Origin of the sequence: Blautia sp. HCN-20427 (genome assembly GCF_037890365.1) — a bacterium.
Classification (GTDB): Bacteria; Bacillota; Clostridia; order Lachnospirales; family Lachnospiraceae; genus Blautia.
The window spans coordinates 141601-156924 of sequence record NZ_JBBKBX010000004.1 but is presented as its reverse complement, the minus strand read 5'-3'; the positions used below and the strand labels follow the sequence as shown (position 1 = coordinate 156924).

The 15324-nt window shown below is 46.0% G+C and carries 14 protein-coding genes; all 14 read left to right on the top strand.

Annotation, left to right across the window (positions count from 1 at the left end; all coding sequences use genetic code 11):
* Window positions 1–109: 109 nt before the first annotated feature.
* Window positions 110–286: a 30S ribosomal protein S21 gene (gene rpsU / locus WKT17_RS03890; RefSeq protein WP_004222305.1), complete on the top strand. Its 177-nt coding sequence runs from the start codon at window positions 110–112 to the stop codon at window positions 284–286.
* A gap of 76 nt (window positions 287–362) precedes the next feature.
* Window positions 363–1898, top strand: a complete 1536-nt coding sequence (gene cls, locus WKT17_RS03885; RefSeq protein WP_173749192.1) for a cardiolipin synthase — start codon at window positions 363–365, stop codon at window positions 1896–1898.
* 123 nt (window positions 1899–2021) lie between these two features.
* Window positions 2022–2609, top strand: a complete 588-nt coding sequence (locus WKT17_RS03880; RefSeq protein WP_340271859.1) for a putative ABC transporter permease — start codon at window positions 2022–2024, stop codon at window positions 2607–2609.
* A gap of 71 nt (window positions 2610–2680) precedes the next feature.
* Window positions 2681–3883 carry a D-alanyl-D-alanine carboxypeptidase family protein gene (locus WKT17_RS03875; RefSeq protein WP_173749191.1) on the top strand — a complete coding sequence of 401 codons (1203 nt, stop codon included), beginning with the start codon at window positions 2681–2683 and terminating at the stop codon, window positions 3881–3883.
* A 112-nt stretch (window positions 3884–3995) separates the two neighbouring features.
* Window positions 3996–5321, top strand: a complete 1326-nt coding sequence (locus WKT17_RS03870) for an MATE family efflux transporter (RefSeq protein WP_294462702.1) — start codon at window positions 3996–3998, stop codon at window positions 5319–5321.
* Window positions 5314–6120 carry a metallophosphoesterase gene (locus WKT17_RS03865; RefSeq protein ID WP_340271851.1) on the top strand — a complete coding sequence of 269 codons (807 nt, stop codon included), beginning with the start codon at window positions 5314–5316 and terminating at the stop codon, window positions 6118–6120. Before WKT17_RS03870 ends, WKT17_RS03865 begins: the two co-directional genes overlap by 8 nt.
* A gap of 69 nt (window positions 6121–6189) precedes the next feature.
* The gene (locus WKT17_RS03860) at window positions 6190–6942 is read left to right on the top strand and encodes a segregation and condensation protein A (protein WP_330027358.1); all 753 of its coding nucleotides are present in this window, start codon (window positions 6190–6192) and stop codon (window positions 6940–6942) included.
* Between the two features lie 3 nt (window positions 6943–6945).
* The gene (gene scpB, locus WKT17_RS03855; RefSeq protein WP_173749188.1) at window positions 6946–7515 is read left to right on the top strand and encodes an SMC-Scp complex subunit ScpB; all 570 of its coding nucleotides are present in this window, start codon (window positions 6946–6948) and stop codon (window positions 7513–7515) included.
* Window positions 7516–7605: 90 nt separating this feature from the next.
* Window positions 7606–8838, top strand: coding sequence for a D-alanyl-D-alanine carboxypeptidase family protein (locus WKT17_RS03850; protein ID WP_330027359.1), 1233 nt, complete (start codon window positions 7606–7608; stop codon window positions 8836–8838).
* A 68-nt stretch (window positions 8839–8906) separates the two neighbouring features.
* A complete protein-coding gene (locus tag WKT17_RS03845) occupies window positions 8907–9425 on the top strand; it encodes a nitroreductase family protein (protein ID WP_173749186.1) in 519 nt (172 codons plus the stop codon).
* Window positions 9415–10509, top strand: coding sequence for an arginase family protein (locus WKT17_RS03840; protein WP_330027360.1), 1095 nt, complete (start codon window positions 9415–9417; stop codon window positions 10507–10509). The genes WKT17_RS03845 and WKT17_RS03840 overlap by 11 nt, the downstream gene beginning before the upstream one ends.
* Window positions 10510–10513: 4 nt before the next feature.
* Window positions 10514–11803, top strand: coding sequence for a vWA domain-containing protein (locus WKT17_RS03835; protein ID WP_330027361.1), 1290 nt, complete (start codon window positions 10514–10516; stop codon window positions 11801–11803).
* Window positions 11800–13326: an ATP-binding protein gene (locus WKT17_RS03830; RefSeq protein ID WP_294462693.1), complete on the top strand. Its 1527-nt coding sequence runs from the start codon at window positions 11800–11802 to the stop codon at window positions 13324–13326. The genes WKT17_RS03835 and WKT17_RS03830 overlap by 4 nt, the downstream gene beginning before the upstream one ends.
* 103 nt (window positions 13327–13429) lie before the next feature.
* Window positions 13430–15313, top strand: a complete 1884-nt coding sequence (gene cooS, locus WKT17_RS03825) for an anaerobic carbon-monoxide dehydrogenase catalytic subunit (protein WP_330027362.1) — start codon at window positions 13430–13432, stop codon at window positions 15311–15313.
* The last annotated feature ends 11 nt before the right edge of the window (window positions 15314–15324 follow it).

Sequence of the window (15324 nt, the reverse complement as noted above, 5' to 3'; positions counted from 1 at the left end):
ACAGTTGACGAATGACAAAAATCTGCTATAATATCATTTGTGCAATAAAAATACCCAGACAGTTGTATTATGCACAATTTGCAGCTGGAGGGAGGTTAGGTGTGAGCTTATGTCAAATGTAATCGTAAAAGAAAACGAGACTTTAGATAGCGCTTTACGTCGTTTCAAGCGTAGCTGTGCAAAAGCAGGTATTCAGCAGGAAATCCGTAAAAGAGAGCATTACGAGAAACCAAGTGTTCGTCGTAAGAAAAAATCTGAAGCAGCTAGAAAACGTAAATATAATTAATGTGCAGTAAAAGCCTCTGGAAAGACCAGAGGCTTTTTTACAACATCTGCATATAGGACAATTCTAAAGGAAATGTATGAAAAAGATTATTGATATTATATCCAGCAGACTGTTTGTTACCATAGCGGCTGTGCTTTTGCAGCTTATCTGGATTTTTGCCATGCTTTGGGGCGTGGGTGCCTTTTCCGGGCATATTATGAATCTTATCAGCCTGCTTAGTGTGCTTATGGTACTCTGGATTGTAAATAAAAAAATCAACCCCTCGTATAAGCTGGCGTGGACCATTCTCATTCTTGCGGTTCCGGTGTTTGGCGTCATTATTTACCTTTTATTCGGACAATCCCGTGTGGCAAAAAAAATGACCCAGGAATCCGAAGCAGTAATGAAAGAGATTTCCAATTATTTTCGGGAAAGCAGGGAGACCAGAGAAGCCCTTTCAGCGGAGGATACGGGCGCTTCCAATCAGTCTGCTTATATAAGGAACTGCGCCGGATTCCCGGTGCATACCAATACCACAACCAAGTATTATGCAGTGGGAGACGACATGTTTATTGACATGCTGGAAGATTTAAAAAAAGCAGAGCATTTTATTTTTCTGGAGTATTTCATTATCCATGAGGGAAGAATGTGGAATGCCATCTTAGACGTATTGGAAGAGAAGGTAAAGCAGGGAGTAGATGTGCGCCTGATTTATGATGATATGGGCTGTGTAACCACACTTCCCACACGATATTATAAGAAGCTGCAGGCCAAAGGCATTAAGTGTGCAGCCTTTAATCCGGTGCGTCCCATTTTAAATATTGTGCTGAACAACCGGGATCACAGAAAAATTCTGGTGATTGACGGACATACCGGCTATACGGGAGGCGTCAATCTGGCAGATGAATATATCAACGAGAAAATGAGGTTCGGACATTGGAAGGATACCGGAGTACGTCTTGTAGGAGAGGGAGTCTGGAATCTGACGGTGATGTTTCTGCAGATGTGGAGTGTGATTACCAGAATGAAGACCCATCTGCCTGCCTATGGACCGTATGTGTACCATCCCGAAGAGTTTGAAAGCGACGGGTTTGTTCAGCCCTATGGAGATTCACCGCTGGACGGAGAAGTGGTAGGAGAAAATGTTTACTTAAATATCATCAATCAGGCCCAAAAATATGTGTATATTGCCACGCCTTATCTGATTATTGATAATGAGATGATGACGGCTCTTTGTCTGGCATCTAAAAAAGGGGTGGATGTGCGGATTATCACACCGGGAATTCCGGATAAAAAGCTGGTTTTTCTGTTGACGCAGTCTTATTATCAGCAGCTTTTAAGCGCCGGGGTACGGATTTATGAATATACGCCAGGATTTATTCACGCCAAAAATTTTGTCTGTGATGACGAACTGGCGGTAGTGGGAACCATTAATCTGGATTACAGAAGTCTGTATCTGCACTTTGAATGTGCGGCCTGGCTGTATAAATGCAGCGCAGTGGCCCAGGTAAAAGAAGATATGACGGAGACGTTTTCCGTTTGTAAGGAGATTACTCTGGATGTGTGCAGACGGCAGAATGTGCTGCAGAGAGGTATGCAGAGCATTCTCCGTCTGTTTGCTCCCATGCTGTAAAATTTATGAAAATTTTAGAGTTTCTGTCAAATGGGAATAGACGAACAGGGGATATCATGATATAGTAGACATACTTATCAGACGTTTACAGGAGAAGATTTTATTTTTAAGGAGAAAATTATGTTGTGGACAAAAGCGGTTTTGGGGACGGATGTTTACCATATTATCCAATGGTTTTTGATTTACAGTATTTTAGGCTGGGTTGTAGAGGCTATCTATATGTCTATCTGCAATCGAAAATTAACCAACCGGGGATTTGTAAGAGGTCCTATCTGCCCTATTTACGGTGTGGGCGCACTGACGGTATATTTTCTGCTGCGTCCGGTAGACCATAATCTGTATCTGCTGTACCTTATGGGATGTATTATTCCTACGCTGTTGGAGTATGGAACAGCGCTTCTGATGCTGAAGATTTTTGGAGAGGTCTGGTGGGATTATTCCCAGAAGCCTTTTAACTATAAAGGAATTTTGTGTCTGGAAAGTACCGTTGCCTGGGGTTTTTATACGCTGGGACTGTTTCTTTTCCTTCACAAAGGAGTGGAACGGGTAGTGGAGAGTTATTCCTTTCAGACAGGAACAAGACTGGGTGGAATTCTGCTGCTGATTTTTGCTGTGGATTTTGCCTATGCACTGTACCAGAAGAAAAAAGACTGTATTCCCGATTCTTTCCAGGAGTTTAAAGAGGGAATTCTGGCTTTCCGCTGGAGATAAGGCTCTGTTGTCATAAATGCCGGAGTTTTTGCTTACAATGCTATAAGAGTAAATGTGAAGGCAGGATAAAAATGGGCAGAAAAGCGGCGGTATTGTTAAGTTGGGTGCTGATTTTCTCCGTTTGGCTGACTGGATTTCCAGAAAGAATTCTGGCAGAGGAGGGAGAATTGATTACAGCGCCTCATGGTGTGCTGATGGAGGCATCTACCGGAAAAATTATTTATGAAAAGGACATGGATACCAGAGTAAAACCGGCCAGTATCACCAAGATTATGACCTTGCTTCTGATTTTTGATGAGTTGGAAAAGGGAAATTTACATATGGAAGACCAGGTGGTGACCAGCGCTTATGCCAAGTCTATGGGAGGCTCCCAGGTATTTTTGGAAGAGGGCGAAAAGCAGAGTGTGGAAACCATGATAAAGTGTATTGTCATTGCTTCGGGCAATGACGCCAGTGTGGCTATGGCCGAGCATATTGCAGGCAGTGAAAGTGAATTTGTGAAGCGGATGAACGAGAGAGCAGCAGGACTTGGAATGGAAAATACCCATTTTGAGGACTGCTGTGGTCTTACGGAGTCGGATAATCACTATACCAGCGCCCATGACGTGGCGAAGATGTCCAGAGAACTGGTGACGAAATACCCGAAGATTCTGGAATATTCTTCTGTGTGGATGGAAAACATTACCCATGTCACGTATAAGGGAAGCAGTGAGTTCGGACTTACCAATACCAATAAACTGGTGCGCAGCTATGATGGTTGTGTGGGGCTGAAAACCGGCAGTACCAGCGTGGCAAAATACTGTGTGTCTGCGGTGGCCAGGCGAAACGGAATTACTCTTATCAGCGTAGTGATGACAGCGCCGGATTACAAGGTGCGTTTCAAAGATGCGGCTGCCATGCTGAATCTGGGCTTTGGAAGCTGTAAACTCTATACGGACGAGAATACGAAGTCCCCGGGGACTGTACAAATAAAGGGCGGAGTTTTAGAGGAAATATCCTGCAGCTATAAAGAGAAATTTTGTTATCTGGATACCAAAGGAGCGAATACAGATTCCATTCAAAAGAAAATCCATATGAAGAAAACCGCAGAGGCGCCAGTGAAGAAGGGAGAGAAGGCGGGAAGGGCTGATTATTATCTGGATGGAAAGAAAATCGGAAGCGTGGACCTTGTCTTTGACAGGAATGTAAAAAAGGCAAAATACCGGGATTATCTTGAGAAAATCTGTAAAATTTTCCTGCAGGGAAGGGAAAAAAATATTTCTGAAAAGAAATAAAAAACATGTTGAAAGTCGGATTGCTTTATACTATAATAAGCCAAAGTTACCGAAAAATGATTTTAATTTGAGAGAGGGGTTTACTTTGGCAAGAGAACATGTACAGACAGATATGACAGCAGGAAGTCCGATGAAAATCATTTTGGATTTTACCATTCCTATTTTTATCGGAAATATGTTTCAGCAGCTTTACAGTATGGCGGATACGGTCATTGTAGGGAAGTTTGTGGGGACAAAAGCCCTGGCTGCGGTGGGAAGCGTAGGAACGATTATGTTTCTGATTTTGGGGTTTCTGCAGGGACTGACGGCTGGTTTTTCCGTGCTGACGGCCCAGAGATTCGGCGCAGGGGACATGGACGGCATGCGGAAAACCGTGGGAACGGCTGCAGTGCTTTCTCTGGGAATCACAGTGGTGATGACAGCGGGAAGTATGCTGACGATGAAACCACTTCTGGTATTTATGCACACACCGGATGATATTTTCCAGGATGCCTATGCCTACATTATGATTATCTGTGCAGGAATTGCGGCTACGGTACTTTACAACCTGCTGTCCGGTATTTTAAGGGCTTTAGGAGACAGCAAGACACCATTGTATTTTCTGATTTTATCGGCGGCCTTAAATGTAGGGCTGGATTTGCTGCTGATTATTGTATTTCATATGGGGGCGGCTGGCGCAGCCTATGCTACCGTGATTTCTCAGGCAGTATCCGGTATCGGGTGTCTGCTGTATATTATAAAAAAAGTGCCGCTTTTGAAGCTGCACAGAGGCGACTTTAAGGTAGAACCGTATATGGCGAAAATGCAGCTGGCTATCGGGCTTCCTATGGCGCTGCAGTATTCTATTACAGCCATTGGAACCATGATGGTGCAGTCTGCTCTGAATCTGCTGGGCTCTATGTCCGTGGCAGCCTTTACTGCGGCTAACAAGATTGAGCAGCTGGGAACCCAGGCTTATGTGGCGCTGGGAACGACCATGGCGACCTACTGTGCTCAGAACATGGGAGCAGGAGAAGTGAAGAGAATTCGCCAGGGATTCCGGGCAGCTACCATCATCGGCAGTATTTACAGTGTAATTCTGGCAGTCCCTGTTGTGACGGTGGGAAAATATCTGGTGTACTTCTTTGTGTCCGGAGATGTGTCCGGCATTATGGGGCAGGCAGACATTTATCTGAAATGTGTGGGTATTTTCCTGATTCCTCTTACCATTGTCAATGTATACCGAAATGGAATTCAGGGTATGGGCTACGGTTTGCTTCCTATGATGGCAGGTGTGGCAGAACTGGTGGGCAGAGGTGTCGTTGCTATGATTGCTGCTCAGAGACACAGCTATCTGGGAGCCTGTTTGGCCAGTCCCTTTGCCTGGGTGCTGGCAGGAGGACTTCTGCTGGTCATGTACTTCAAAATTATGAAACATCAGGAGAAATATATTGCTTAAGAAATTTAAAACGGTCAAGTATGAAATAGAATCTGACAAACTGAAACAGCAGGGCTTTCGCGCTGCTGTTATCAGTGATTTGCACAATGTGGAATTTGGGGAGAAAAATCAGCGACTGCTCCAAAAACTGGAAGAAGAACAGCCGGATATGCTGCTGCTTGCAGGCGATATGGTTCTGGGAAAAAAAGAGGCCTCTGTCAGGGCTGCTTATGATTTCCTTCGTCAGGCCGTGAAGATTGCCCCTGTGTTTTATGGGCTGGGCAACCATGAGCAGCGTATGAAGCAGAAACCGGAGGTTTTCGGAAGAGATTATCTGCTGTTTGAGAAGCAGATTCAGCGCTTGGGCGTGATTATGCTGGAAAATGCCACGAAAGCATATGAAATCAAAGGGGAAAAGCTGCTCCTTTCCGGACTGATGCTGCCTTACTCCTATTATGACAAGAGAGGGAAAAAGAAGCTTGAAAAGCGGGATATAAACCGTCTGGTAGGGAAATTTTCCAGAGAGTGGTTTCATATTCTGCTGACCCATACGCCTAAGTATGGGGACGCTTATCTGGACTGGGGCGGGGATTTGATTCTGGCAGGACATTACCATGGAGGCGTGATGAGACTGCCTTTTTTAGGTGGTGTCATCAGTCCGGATTTCCGTCTTTTCCCAAAATACTGCCGGGGACATTTCCAGAAAGAGGAAAGTCATCTGGTGGTAAGCGCCGGATTGGGCGAGCATACCATTCCGCTGCGGATTTTTAATCCCAGGGAGCTATTGCTCATAGACTGTCTGCCCAAAAGTCGGGGATAGGGTGGACTTTTGGAGGAAAATAGTGTAAAATGGCTTTCAGCGGTAAAAAGCAGGAAGAGGTAGAACAATATGGGAATCCCGGTAAAACTGCAGGTGTTTGAAGGACCTCTGGACCTTTTGCTTCACCTGATTGAGAAAAACAAAGTGAATATTTATGATATTCCCATTGTAGAGATTACAGACCAGTACATGGAATACATTCATGCCATGGAACGGGAAGACTTAAATATTATGAGCGAATTCATGGTTATGGCGGCAACGCTGATTTCCATTAAGTGCAGAATGCTTTTGCCAAGAGAGGTCAATGAAGAAGGGGAAGAGGAAGACCCCAGAGAAGAACTGGTGCGCCAGCTTCTGGAATATAAAATGTACAAATATATGTCTTATGAACTGCGGGACCGTATGGCTGCGGCAGCAAGAAATGTATACAAACTGCCAACCATTCCGGAGGAAGTGCTGGCTTATCGGGAATCGGTGGATACTACAGATTTGCTGTCCGGACTGACCCTGAAGAAACTGAATACGATTTTTCAGAGCGTCATCCGCAGGCAGGAAGACAAGGTAGACCCCATCCGAAGCAAATTTGGAAAAATCGAGAAGGAAGAGGTCAGTCTGCCGGATAAGATGGAAGAGGTCAGAGAATATGCCAGAGTACACAGACATTTCGGTTTCCGGGATTTACTCAGCCGGCAGGCCAGCAAGGTGCAGGTTATTGTTACCTTTCTGGCTATTCTGGAACTGATGAAAATGGGCATTATTCACATTAGCCAGAGATATATTTTTGACGAAATAGAAATAGAAGCCCTTCAGGAGGAAGGATAGAACATGGAACTGAAAAAACTGGAAGGGGCCATAGAAGCGCTGCTGTTTGCCATGGGAGAGTCCGTGGAAGTAAGTGCACTGGCTAAGGCCATTGGACACGATACAGAGACCACAGCGAAAATCGTACGGAATATGATGCTTAAGTACCGGGAGGAAGACCGGGGCGTTAAGATTATTGAACTGGAGAACGCATTTCAGATGTGTACCAAGGAAGAGTATTATGATTATTTGGTGAAAATGGCGCTTCAGCCGAAAAAAGCTGTGCTTTCCGATGTCATGCTGGAAACCTTGTCTATCATTGCCTATAAGCAGCCTGTGACCAAGCTGGAAATCGAGAAAATCCGGGGCGTAAAGTGTGACCATGCCATTGCCAAGCTGATGGAATACGGATTGGTGCAGGAAGTAGGCCGTCTGGACGCGCCGGGAAGGCCTATCCTTCTGGGAACCACAGAGGAGTTTTTGAGAAACTTCGGGGTGCAGGGACTGGACGAACTGCCGGAAATCGACCCGGTACAGATGGAGGATTTCAAGGCAGAAGCAGAAGAAGAGATTCAGCTGCAGCTGAATGTATAAGGAAACAGAAAAGATATTGCAAAACCAACGGGGGTTTGTGGTATCTTTTTTTGTACCTGGACATAAGTTTTAAGAAGAGGAGACAGGACTATGAAAAAAAGCAGACACCCTTTTCTTTTATTGTTGACAGTTGCTTTCTGCATAGAGTTCTTTCTGACCGGAACGGTATGCTATGCAGATACAGAAGCAAAAGAGGTAGGAAATCTTTACGCGCTGTCTGCCGTATTGATGGACGGAGATTCCGGACGGATTCTCTACGCAAAAAACGGTGAGGAAAAAAGGCCCATGGCCAGCACTACGAAAATCATGACCTGCATTCTGGTTCTGGAAAACAGCCGCCTGGATGAAGCGGCAGAGGTTTCCGCTTATGCGGCTTCCATGCCCAAAGTCCGCTTGGGGGTACAGCCTAAGGAGCGGTATCTGACAGGAGATTTGCTCTATTCGCTCATGCTGGAAAGTCACAACGATACGGCCGTGGTGCTGGCTGAACATGTGGCAGGCAGTGTGGAGGCATTTGCAGCTCTTATGAATGAAAAGGCGGAAGAAATCGGGTGTAAAGATACCTGGTTTATTACGCCAAACGGTCTGGACGCAGAGGAAGAGACGAAAGAAGGCATACGGGAACACAGCACTACGGCAGCAGACCTGGCCCGGATTCTGCGCTATTGTATCAGCGAATCTCCTAAGAGGGAAGAGTTTCTTGCAATCACGGGAACGCCTTCCTATGATTTTTCAGACTGTGATGGGAAACGGACGTTTTCCTGCAGGAACCACAATGCATTTCTTACTATGATGGAGGGCGCCCTCACCGGGAAAACAGGTTTTACAGCCAAAGCAGGCTATTGCTATGTAGGGGCCTTAAAACGGGATAACCGAACCTTTATTGTGGCGCTTTTAGGCTGTGGCTGGCCCAACAACAAAGGGTATAAATGGGTAGACACCAGAAAACTTATGGAGTATGGTCTGAAGAATTATACCCTGCACCCCCTCTCTGAAGCCGCAAAACCTTCTGTTCCGGAAGAATTGCCGGTGGAGAACGGACAAAGCCGGATTCTGGGAGAAATGAGAGAGGTTCCCCTGGTATGCAGCCAGGGAGAAGACCGGCAGGTGCTTCTAAAAGAGGGAGAAACCATTGAAGTCACTTATGAAGGGGCGACTGGTCTTTCGGCCCCGGTAAAAAGAGGGGAGACCATCGGCAGGCTTACCTATGCCACAGAGGGGTGGATATGGAAAACAGAAGACATTACGGCAAAGGAAGATGTAGATAAAATCACATTTGACTGGTGCCTGAAGCAAACCGTAAAAAGATTTGCAGCCGGTTGAAAAAAAGCCGGGACATGGTAAAATAAAAGAAGCAAACAAAAAAAGCACAAAAGAAAGGAAATCTGGCTATGAACGAAATTATGAAAAATATTCTGACAAGAAGAAGTATCCGGGGATTTCAGGAAAAAGAAATTCCGAAGGAAGAACTGGAACAGATTGTGCAGGCAGGACTTTACGCTCCCAGCGGACATAACTATCAGACCTGGAAATTTACAGTTGTGACCAGCAAAGAGGAAATACAGAAGCTTGCAGAAATGATAGGAAAGAAGCTGAAAAGAGAACATTACGACATGTATCAGCCCCAGGTACTTTTGATACCTTCCAATAAAAAGGACAATCCTCATGCCATGGAGGACAATGCCTGCGCACTGGAAAATATCTTTCTGGCAGCCCATTCTTTCGGTGTGGGTTCTGTGTGGATTAATCAGTTGAGAGACGTATGTGAAGAGAAGGAAATCCGGGAAATACTGAGAGGCTGGGAGATTCCCGATGACCATCAGGTGTTCGGCATAGCGGCTCTTGGGTATGCGAAAGCACAGCCAAAGCAGGAGGTAAAGAAAATCGGGACGGTACATTATGTGGAATAAAACAGTTTTGATGAATTTTTCTGGTATTTATCCCCAGGAGGACTGCTTTAAAGAACAGGGAACCTGGTTGGATATGACAGATTTAAAAGGCGTGAACTGCTACTGTACGGAGGAAGCAGGAGAAATCATACGGCAGCGTATCCGGAAGTTCAGAGGGGAGGGAATTCATTTTCTGGATTCGGGAAACTATCATTATCTGAGTAAATTCTGGCTGGAAAAAATACAGAAGGCTTTTGCTCTGCTGGTCTTTGATCATCATACCGATATGCAGGAGGCCGCCTTTTTCGGCCTGCTTTCCTGCGGAAGCTGGGTGAGAGAGGTGTTGGATACCAACGAAAATCTGAGGGATGTGTGTATTGCAGGCCCTTCCCTGTCAGCCTTTGCAGAGTGTCAGGCAGAGGAAAGAGGTGTGACTGCTGTAGCCGAAGAAGAACTTTCCCAAAACGGAGAAGAAAAGCTGCTGGACTGGCTGAAAAGCAGTCAGCTTCCCCTGTATCTCTCCATTGACAAAGATATTTTGGCAGAAGAAGAGGCCAGAACCAACTGGGACCAGGGACAGGTTTCTCTAAAGCAGCTGTTAAACTGGATAAAGCTGGCCTTTGCCCACCGGAGGATTCTGGGTGTGGATGTCTGCGGAGAAAACCCTCAGGATACAGCTCTGCCGCCGAAAGAGGAAGACTTGAAAATCAACCGCAGAACCAACGCAGCGTTGTGGAACTGTTTGCAGGAAGCACTGGAAATGCAGAAGATTTGTGAGGAAGAGAGCAGAAAACTGGATGAAAAATTTCTCTCCAGCAAACAGGAAAGCCTGAAGCTGGACATTGCCCTGAAACGCTACTTTGAAGGGGGAATGAAATATGCATCTTATCTTTCTCTTCGTATCCGCCCGGCGGGGGAGCAGTTGATTCGGGAAGGCGAAAACCGTACGCTGAAACGTTTCCTGAAAGCATTTCCGGTGGATGGCGCTGTACTGGAGGATCTTCTTTTAAAAGCGGAAAAATATAAAAACACAGAGGCGCAGCTTCTTCTTTTGCAGAAAAAGAGAGAAGTGCAGGGATTTCAAGAGGAAAGCTGGGAATTGTAAAAGTATGAAAGAACAAACAATGCTCTGGGAGAAACTAAAGCGGACGGTCCTTACCAGATTGTGCTGCGAAAGTCCGGGACTTTACGGAACGTTTACCGGAATCTTTCTCGGTATGGAAGAGAAAAATCTGTCGGGTACGGATGGGAGCAGATTTTACTATTCTTTGGAGAAATTTTTCTCTCTCTACAGCCGGGAAGGGAATAAAGGGGTTCTTCGTTTCTTTCTTCACAGCCTTTTTCATGTGCTGTATTTCCATATGAATGTGAAAAAAGAGTGTTATGAAGAAGAATTTTATCACCTGGCCTGTGATATTGTGGTGGAATACACCATAGATTGTCTGGGCATGGAGAGACTGACAGGCACCATGTCAGAAGCAGAAAAAGGATTATGCAGGAAATTGTGGGAGAAAGAGAGCAGTTTATCTGTGAAAGAAGTCTATGACAAACTGAAAAACCGCTATGAAAAGGAAGGAAAAGAAGCCTGCAGAAGGGCTTTTTTTCGCAGGGACAGCCATAGCTTTTGGAAACCCCTGAAGCCCGGGCGTGTCAGAGAAATCCGACAGGCTGCACAGAACCTTGAAAAGGGCAGCCAGTCACAGGGACAGGATGGTTCCGGAAGGCGGGGAAGTGAGGCAGGAGAACAGCAAGAGTGGTATGAGGTACAGGCCAAAAGAAAACGGGATTATTACCGATTTTTGAGAAAATTTGCGGTAGAAAGAGAGGAATTGCAGCTGGACCTGGAGAGTTTTGATTATCTTCCATACTTGATGGGACTGGCCAGGTACGGAAATCTTCCGCTTTTGGAACCTTTGGAATACACAGATGCCCGAAAACTGGAGAAACTGGTGATTGCCATTGATACGTCCGGCTCCTGCAGCCGCCCTGTGGTACAGCGGTTTCTGGAGGAAACTTACGGGGTACTCAGCCGCAGAGAGGATTTTTTCAAAAAGATGAAACTTTACATCCTGCAGTGCGACTGTCTCGTTCAGGAAGCAGCCGTGATAACCAGTGAAAAAGAATGGAAGGAATATCTGAAACGAATCCGAATACAGGGAAGGAGCGGTACGGATTTCCGTCCTGTGTTCCGGTATGTGGAGGAGCTGCAGAAGAAGGGAGAACTGAAGCATTTAAAAGCGCTTCTTTACTATACAGACGGCGACGGGATTTATCCCACAGAGAAAACAGATTATGAGGCAGTATTTCTGCTGACCCGCCAGCCGCCTAAGGAAACAAGGATACCTTCGTGGATTCAGATAATGTATATGGATGAAAGAAATCAGGGAGATAAGACATGAGAAACATTGCACAGGCAAAAGAGGAGATTATCCACACCGTACAGGCTTATACGGCAAAAGATGAAAAGGGAAACTATAAGATTCCGTTGGTCTGCCAGCGCCCCATGCTGCTTATGGGACCGCCGGGCATCGGTAAGACCGCTATTATGAAGCAGATTGCCCGGGAAGAGAAAATCGGACTGGTGGAATATACGCTGACCCATCACACCCGTCAGAGTGCCGTGGGCCTGCCCATTCTGAAAAAGAAAAATTTTGGCGGGAAGGAGTACACGGTAACCGAATATACCATGAGTGAAATCATTGCCTCTGTGTACCAGTGTATGGAACAGCAGCAGGTTTCCGAGGGAATTTTGTTTCTGGATGAAATCAACTGTGTATCGGAAACTTTGGCGCCCACCATGCTGCAGTTTTTACAGAACAAGACCTTTGGAACGCACCGTCTTCCCCCGGGATGGGTGATTGTGGCAGCAGGAAATCCGGAAAGATACAACAAATCTGTCCGGGAGTTTGATATGGTGACTTTAGACCGGGTGCGGAGTATGGAAATTGAAGCAGACTATAAAGTCTGGAGAGCGTATGCCCAAAAGAGGCAGATACATACCGCCGTTTTGGCATATCTGGATTTAAAACAGGAAAATTTTTATCAGATACGGGAAAAACAGGAAGGAAGCTGCTTTGTCACAGCCAGAGGCTGGGAAGATTTATCCCGGATTCTGCAGGTGTATGAGGAACTGGAGATTCCCGTGACAAAGGAACTGGCAGAAGAATATATCCGGGACGGGGAAATTGCCGCAGACTTTGCAGGGTTTTATCAGCTTTGCAGGAAATACGAAAAAGAATGGGAACCGGACAGATTATTTTCTCTGGAAAACCGGGAAAATCCAACAGAAAAGGCAAAACTTTTAGAAGGGGCCGGGCTGGATGAAAAGCTTCTGCTGATGAATGGACTGGAGCAGGGGCTTACAGAACGGGTCAAGACTTGTCTTTTGGAGAAAGCCTACATGAACGGGATTTACGAAGAACTTGCCAGGATAAAGAAAGAGGCTGCGGGCGGCAGGGCATTTGATGAGATTTTGGAATCCTGTATCTGCGGGAAAAAAGAGCGGGATGCTATCCTCAAAGACCAGGGGCTGCTTTCCGGGGAAGAATGGGAAATTCGGCAGCGGGTTACCCGGTGGCTTCAGGAAAAGCGGCAGGAAAGGAAACTTCTGGAGGGACAGACAGAAGCCCCCAGTTTTCCCTGGCTGAAAGAAACGTTTTACAGGGAGACGCTGAAACTGAAAAGAGCAGAAGAGGAAGTCAAAGACGCGCTGGAATACAGCATTACTTTTATGAAAGAAGTGTGCGCCAAAGGCCAGGAACTGGCTCTGTTTCTGACCCATTTATCCGGCAATGAAGAGATTATGGCCTTTATCCGGCAGCATGGCTGTGAAACTTACCTCAAAGAGGGAGAAATCCTGCTGGCTAGTGAAGCGGAAGAAGCCTTAAAGAAAGAAATTCAGGATTTTCAAAAGCAGATTTAAAAGAAAAAAGGAAAAATTTGTAAGTTATTCTTGACTAATTTAGTCAAGAATTGTTATAATCTTAACAAATAAAAAGGAAAGTACATATCAGGAGGAAACAAGAATGAATCAGTGTTTTGGTTGCAACACCTGCGCCAGCGCAGATAAACCGCTGGAAGGATTTATCCGTGAATTGCCAATGGAAACTTCTCATCACAGAGTAGAAGGTCAGAGTACCAAATGCGGCTTTGGTCTGCAGGGTGTCTGTTGCCGTCTGTGTGCCAACGGACCGTGCCGTATCACACCGAAAGCACCAAGAGGAATCTGCGGCGCAACGGCAGACGTGATTGTGGCCCGCAACTTCCTGCGCGCAGTGGCAAGCGGTTCCGGCTGTTACATTCATATTGTGGAAAATACTGCATTAAACGTAAAGAAAACAGCAGAAATCAAAGGGGAGATTAAAGGTGAAAAATCCCTGGCAAGACTGGCTGAAATCTTCGATGTACAGGGAACAGACAAATGGGATATTGCAAAACAGGTAGCCCAGAAGGTTCTGGATGACTTATATAAACCGGAATATGAAAAAATGGAACTGGTAGAGAAAATGGCTTATGCACCGCGTTTCAAAAAATGGCAGGAGCTGGGCATTTTGCCGGGCGGCGCAAAGAGCGAAGTCTTCCACGGCGTGGTAAAATGTTCCACAAACTTAAATTCCGACCCGGTTGATATGTATACAGACTGTCTGAAATTGGGTATTTCCACCGGTTTATACGGCCTTACACTTACCAATCTGTTAAATGATGTACTTTTAGGCGAACCGGAACTTCGTATGGCGCCGGTAGGCCTGCGTGTGATTGACCCGGATTACATCAACATCATGATTACCGGACATCAGCACACCATTTTCGTGGATTTACAGGAAAGACTGACTTCCGAAGCCGCTGTTGCAAAGGCAAAAGCAGCAGGCGCGAAAGGTTTCAAGCTGGTAGGCTGCACCTGCGTAGGTCAGGATTTACAGCTTCGCGGCGCACACTATGAGGAAGTCTTTGACGGACATGCAGGAAACAACTACACCAGTGAAGCGGTTCTGGCTACAGGCGGTATTGACGCCGTACTTTCTGAATTTAACTGTACCCTTCCGGGGATTGAGCCCATCTGTGAAGAATTGAAAATCAAACAGATTTGCCTGGATGATGTGGCAAAGAAAGCCAATGCAGAATTGAAACCATTCGTATTTGAAGAGAGAGAAAAACAGAGCGAAGAAATCATTGATGAAATCGTAGAGGCATACAAGGCAAGAAGGGGAAGTGTTCCCATGAATCTGATGCCGGAACACGGAAATGACCACACGTTAACCGGTGTTTCCGAAGGCTCTTTAAAAGATTTCCTGGGTGGCAACTGGAAACCGCTCATTGACCTCATTGTATCCGGAGATATTAAAGGTATTGCTGGCGTGGTGGGATGTTCCAACCTGACTGCAGGCGGCCATGACGTACTCTCCGTAGAACTTACGAAAGAACTGATTGCAAAAGATATTCTGGTTCTGACAGCAGGATGTTCTTCAGGCGGTATTGAAAACTGCGGTCTTATGACACCGGAAGCAGCAAAACTGGCCGGACCGAAGCTTCGCGCAGTTTGTGAAAAATTAAACATTCCTCCGGTATTAAACTTTGGTCCATGTCTGGCTATCGGACGTCTGGAAATCGTGGCTACTGAACTGGCAGAAGCTATCGGTGTGGATATTCCTCAGCTTCCATTAGTGCTTTCCGCTGCACAGTGGCTGGAAGAACAGGCTTTGGCAGACGGCTGCTTCGGTCTGGCTCTGGGACTGCCCCTGCACCTGGGACTGCCTCCATTCGTAACAGGAAGCAAAACAGCCGTAAAACTGCTTACAGAGGATATGAAGAACCTCACAGGCGGACAGGTTATCATCAATGGAGACGCAAAGGAAAGCGCAGACATTCTGGACAAGATTATTGAAGAAAAACGTGCAGGACTGAATATCTAAAATCAACGGGG

Coding starts and splice junctions, on each gene's coding strand:
- rpsU (WP_004222305.1), top strand. CDS start 110: ATGTCAAATGTAATCGTAAAAGAAAACGAGACTTTAGATAGCGCTTTA.
- cls (WP_173749192.1), top strand. CDS start 363: ATGAAAAAGATTATTGATATTATATCCAGCAGACTGTTTGTTACCATA.
- WKT17_RS03875 (WP_173749191.1), top strand. CDS start 2,681: ATGGGCAGAAAAGCGGCGGTATTGTTAAGTTGGGTGCTGATTTTCTCC.
- WKT17_RS03870 (WP_294462702.1), top strand. CDS start 3,996: ATGACAGCAGGAAGTCCGATGAAAATCATTTTGGATTTTACCATTCCT.
- WKT17_RS03860 (WP_330027358.1), top strand. CDS start 6,190: ATGGGAATCCCGGTAAAACTGCAGGTGTTTGAAGGACCTCTGGACCTT.
- scpB (WP_173749188.1), top strand. CDS start 6,946: ATGGAACTGAAAAAACTGGAAGGGGCCATAGAAGCGCTGCTGTTTGCC.
- WKT17_RS03850 (WP_330027359.1), top strand. CDS start 7,606: ATGAAAAAAAGCAGACACCCTTTTCTTTTATTGTTGACAGTTGCTTTC.
- WKT17_RS03845 (WP_173749186.1), top strand. CDS start 8,907: ATGAACGAAATTATGAAAAATATTCTGACAAGAAGAAGTATCCGGGGA.
- WKT17_RS03840 (WP_330027360.1), top strand. CDS start 9,415: ATGTGGAATAAAACAGTTTTGATGAATTTTTCTGGTATTTATCCCCAG.
- WKT17_RS03835 (WP_330027361.1), top strand. CDS start 10,514: ATGAAAGAACAAACAATGCTCTGGGAGAAACTAAAGCGGACGGTCCTT.
- WKT17_RS03830 (WP_294462693.1), top strand. CDS start 11,800: ATGAGAAACATTGCACAGGCAAAAGAGGAGATTATCCACACCGTACAG.
- cooS (WP_330027362.1), top strand. CDS start 13,430: ATGAATCAGTGTTTTGGTTGCAACACCTGCGCCAGCGCAGATAAACCG.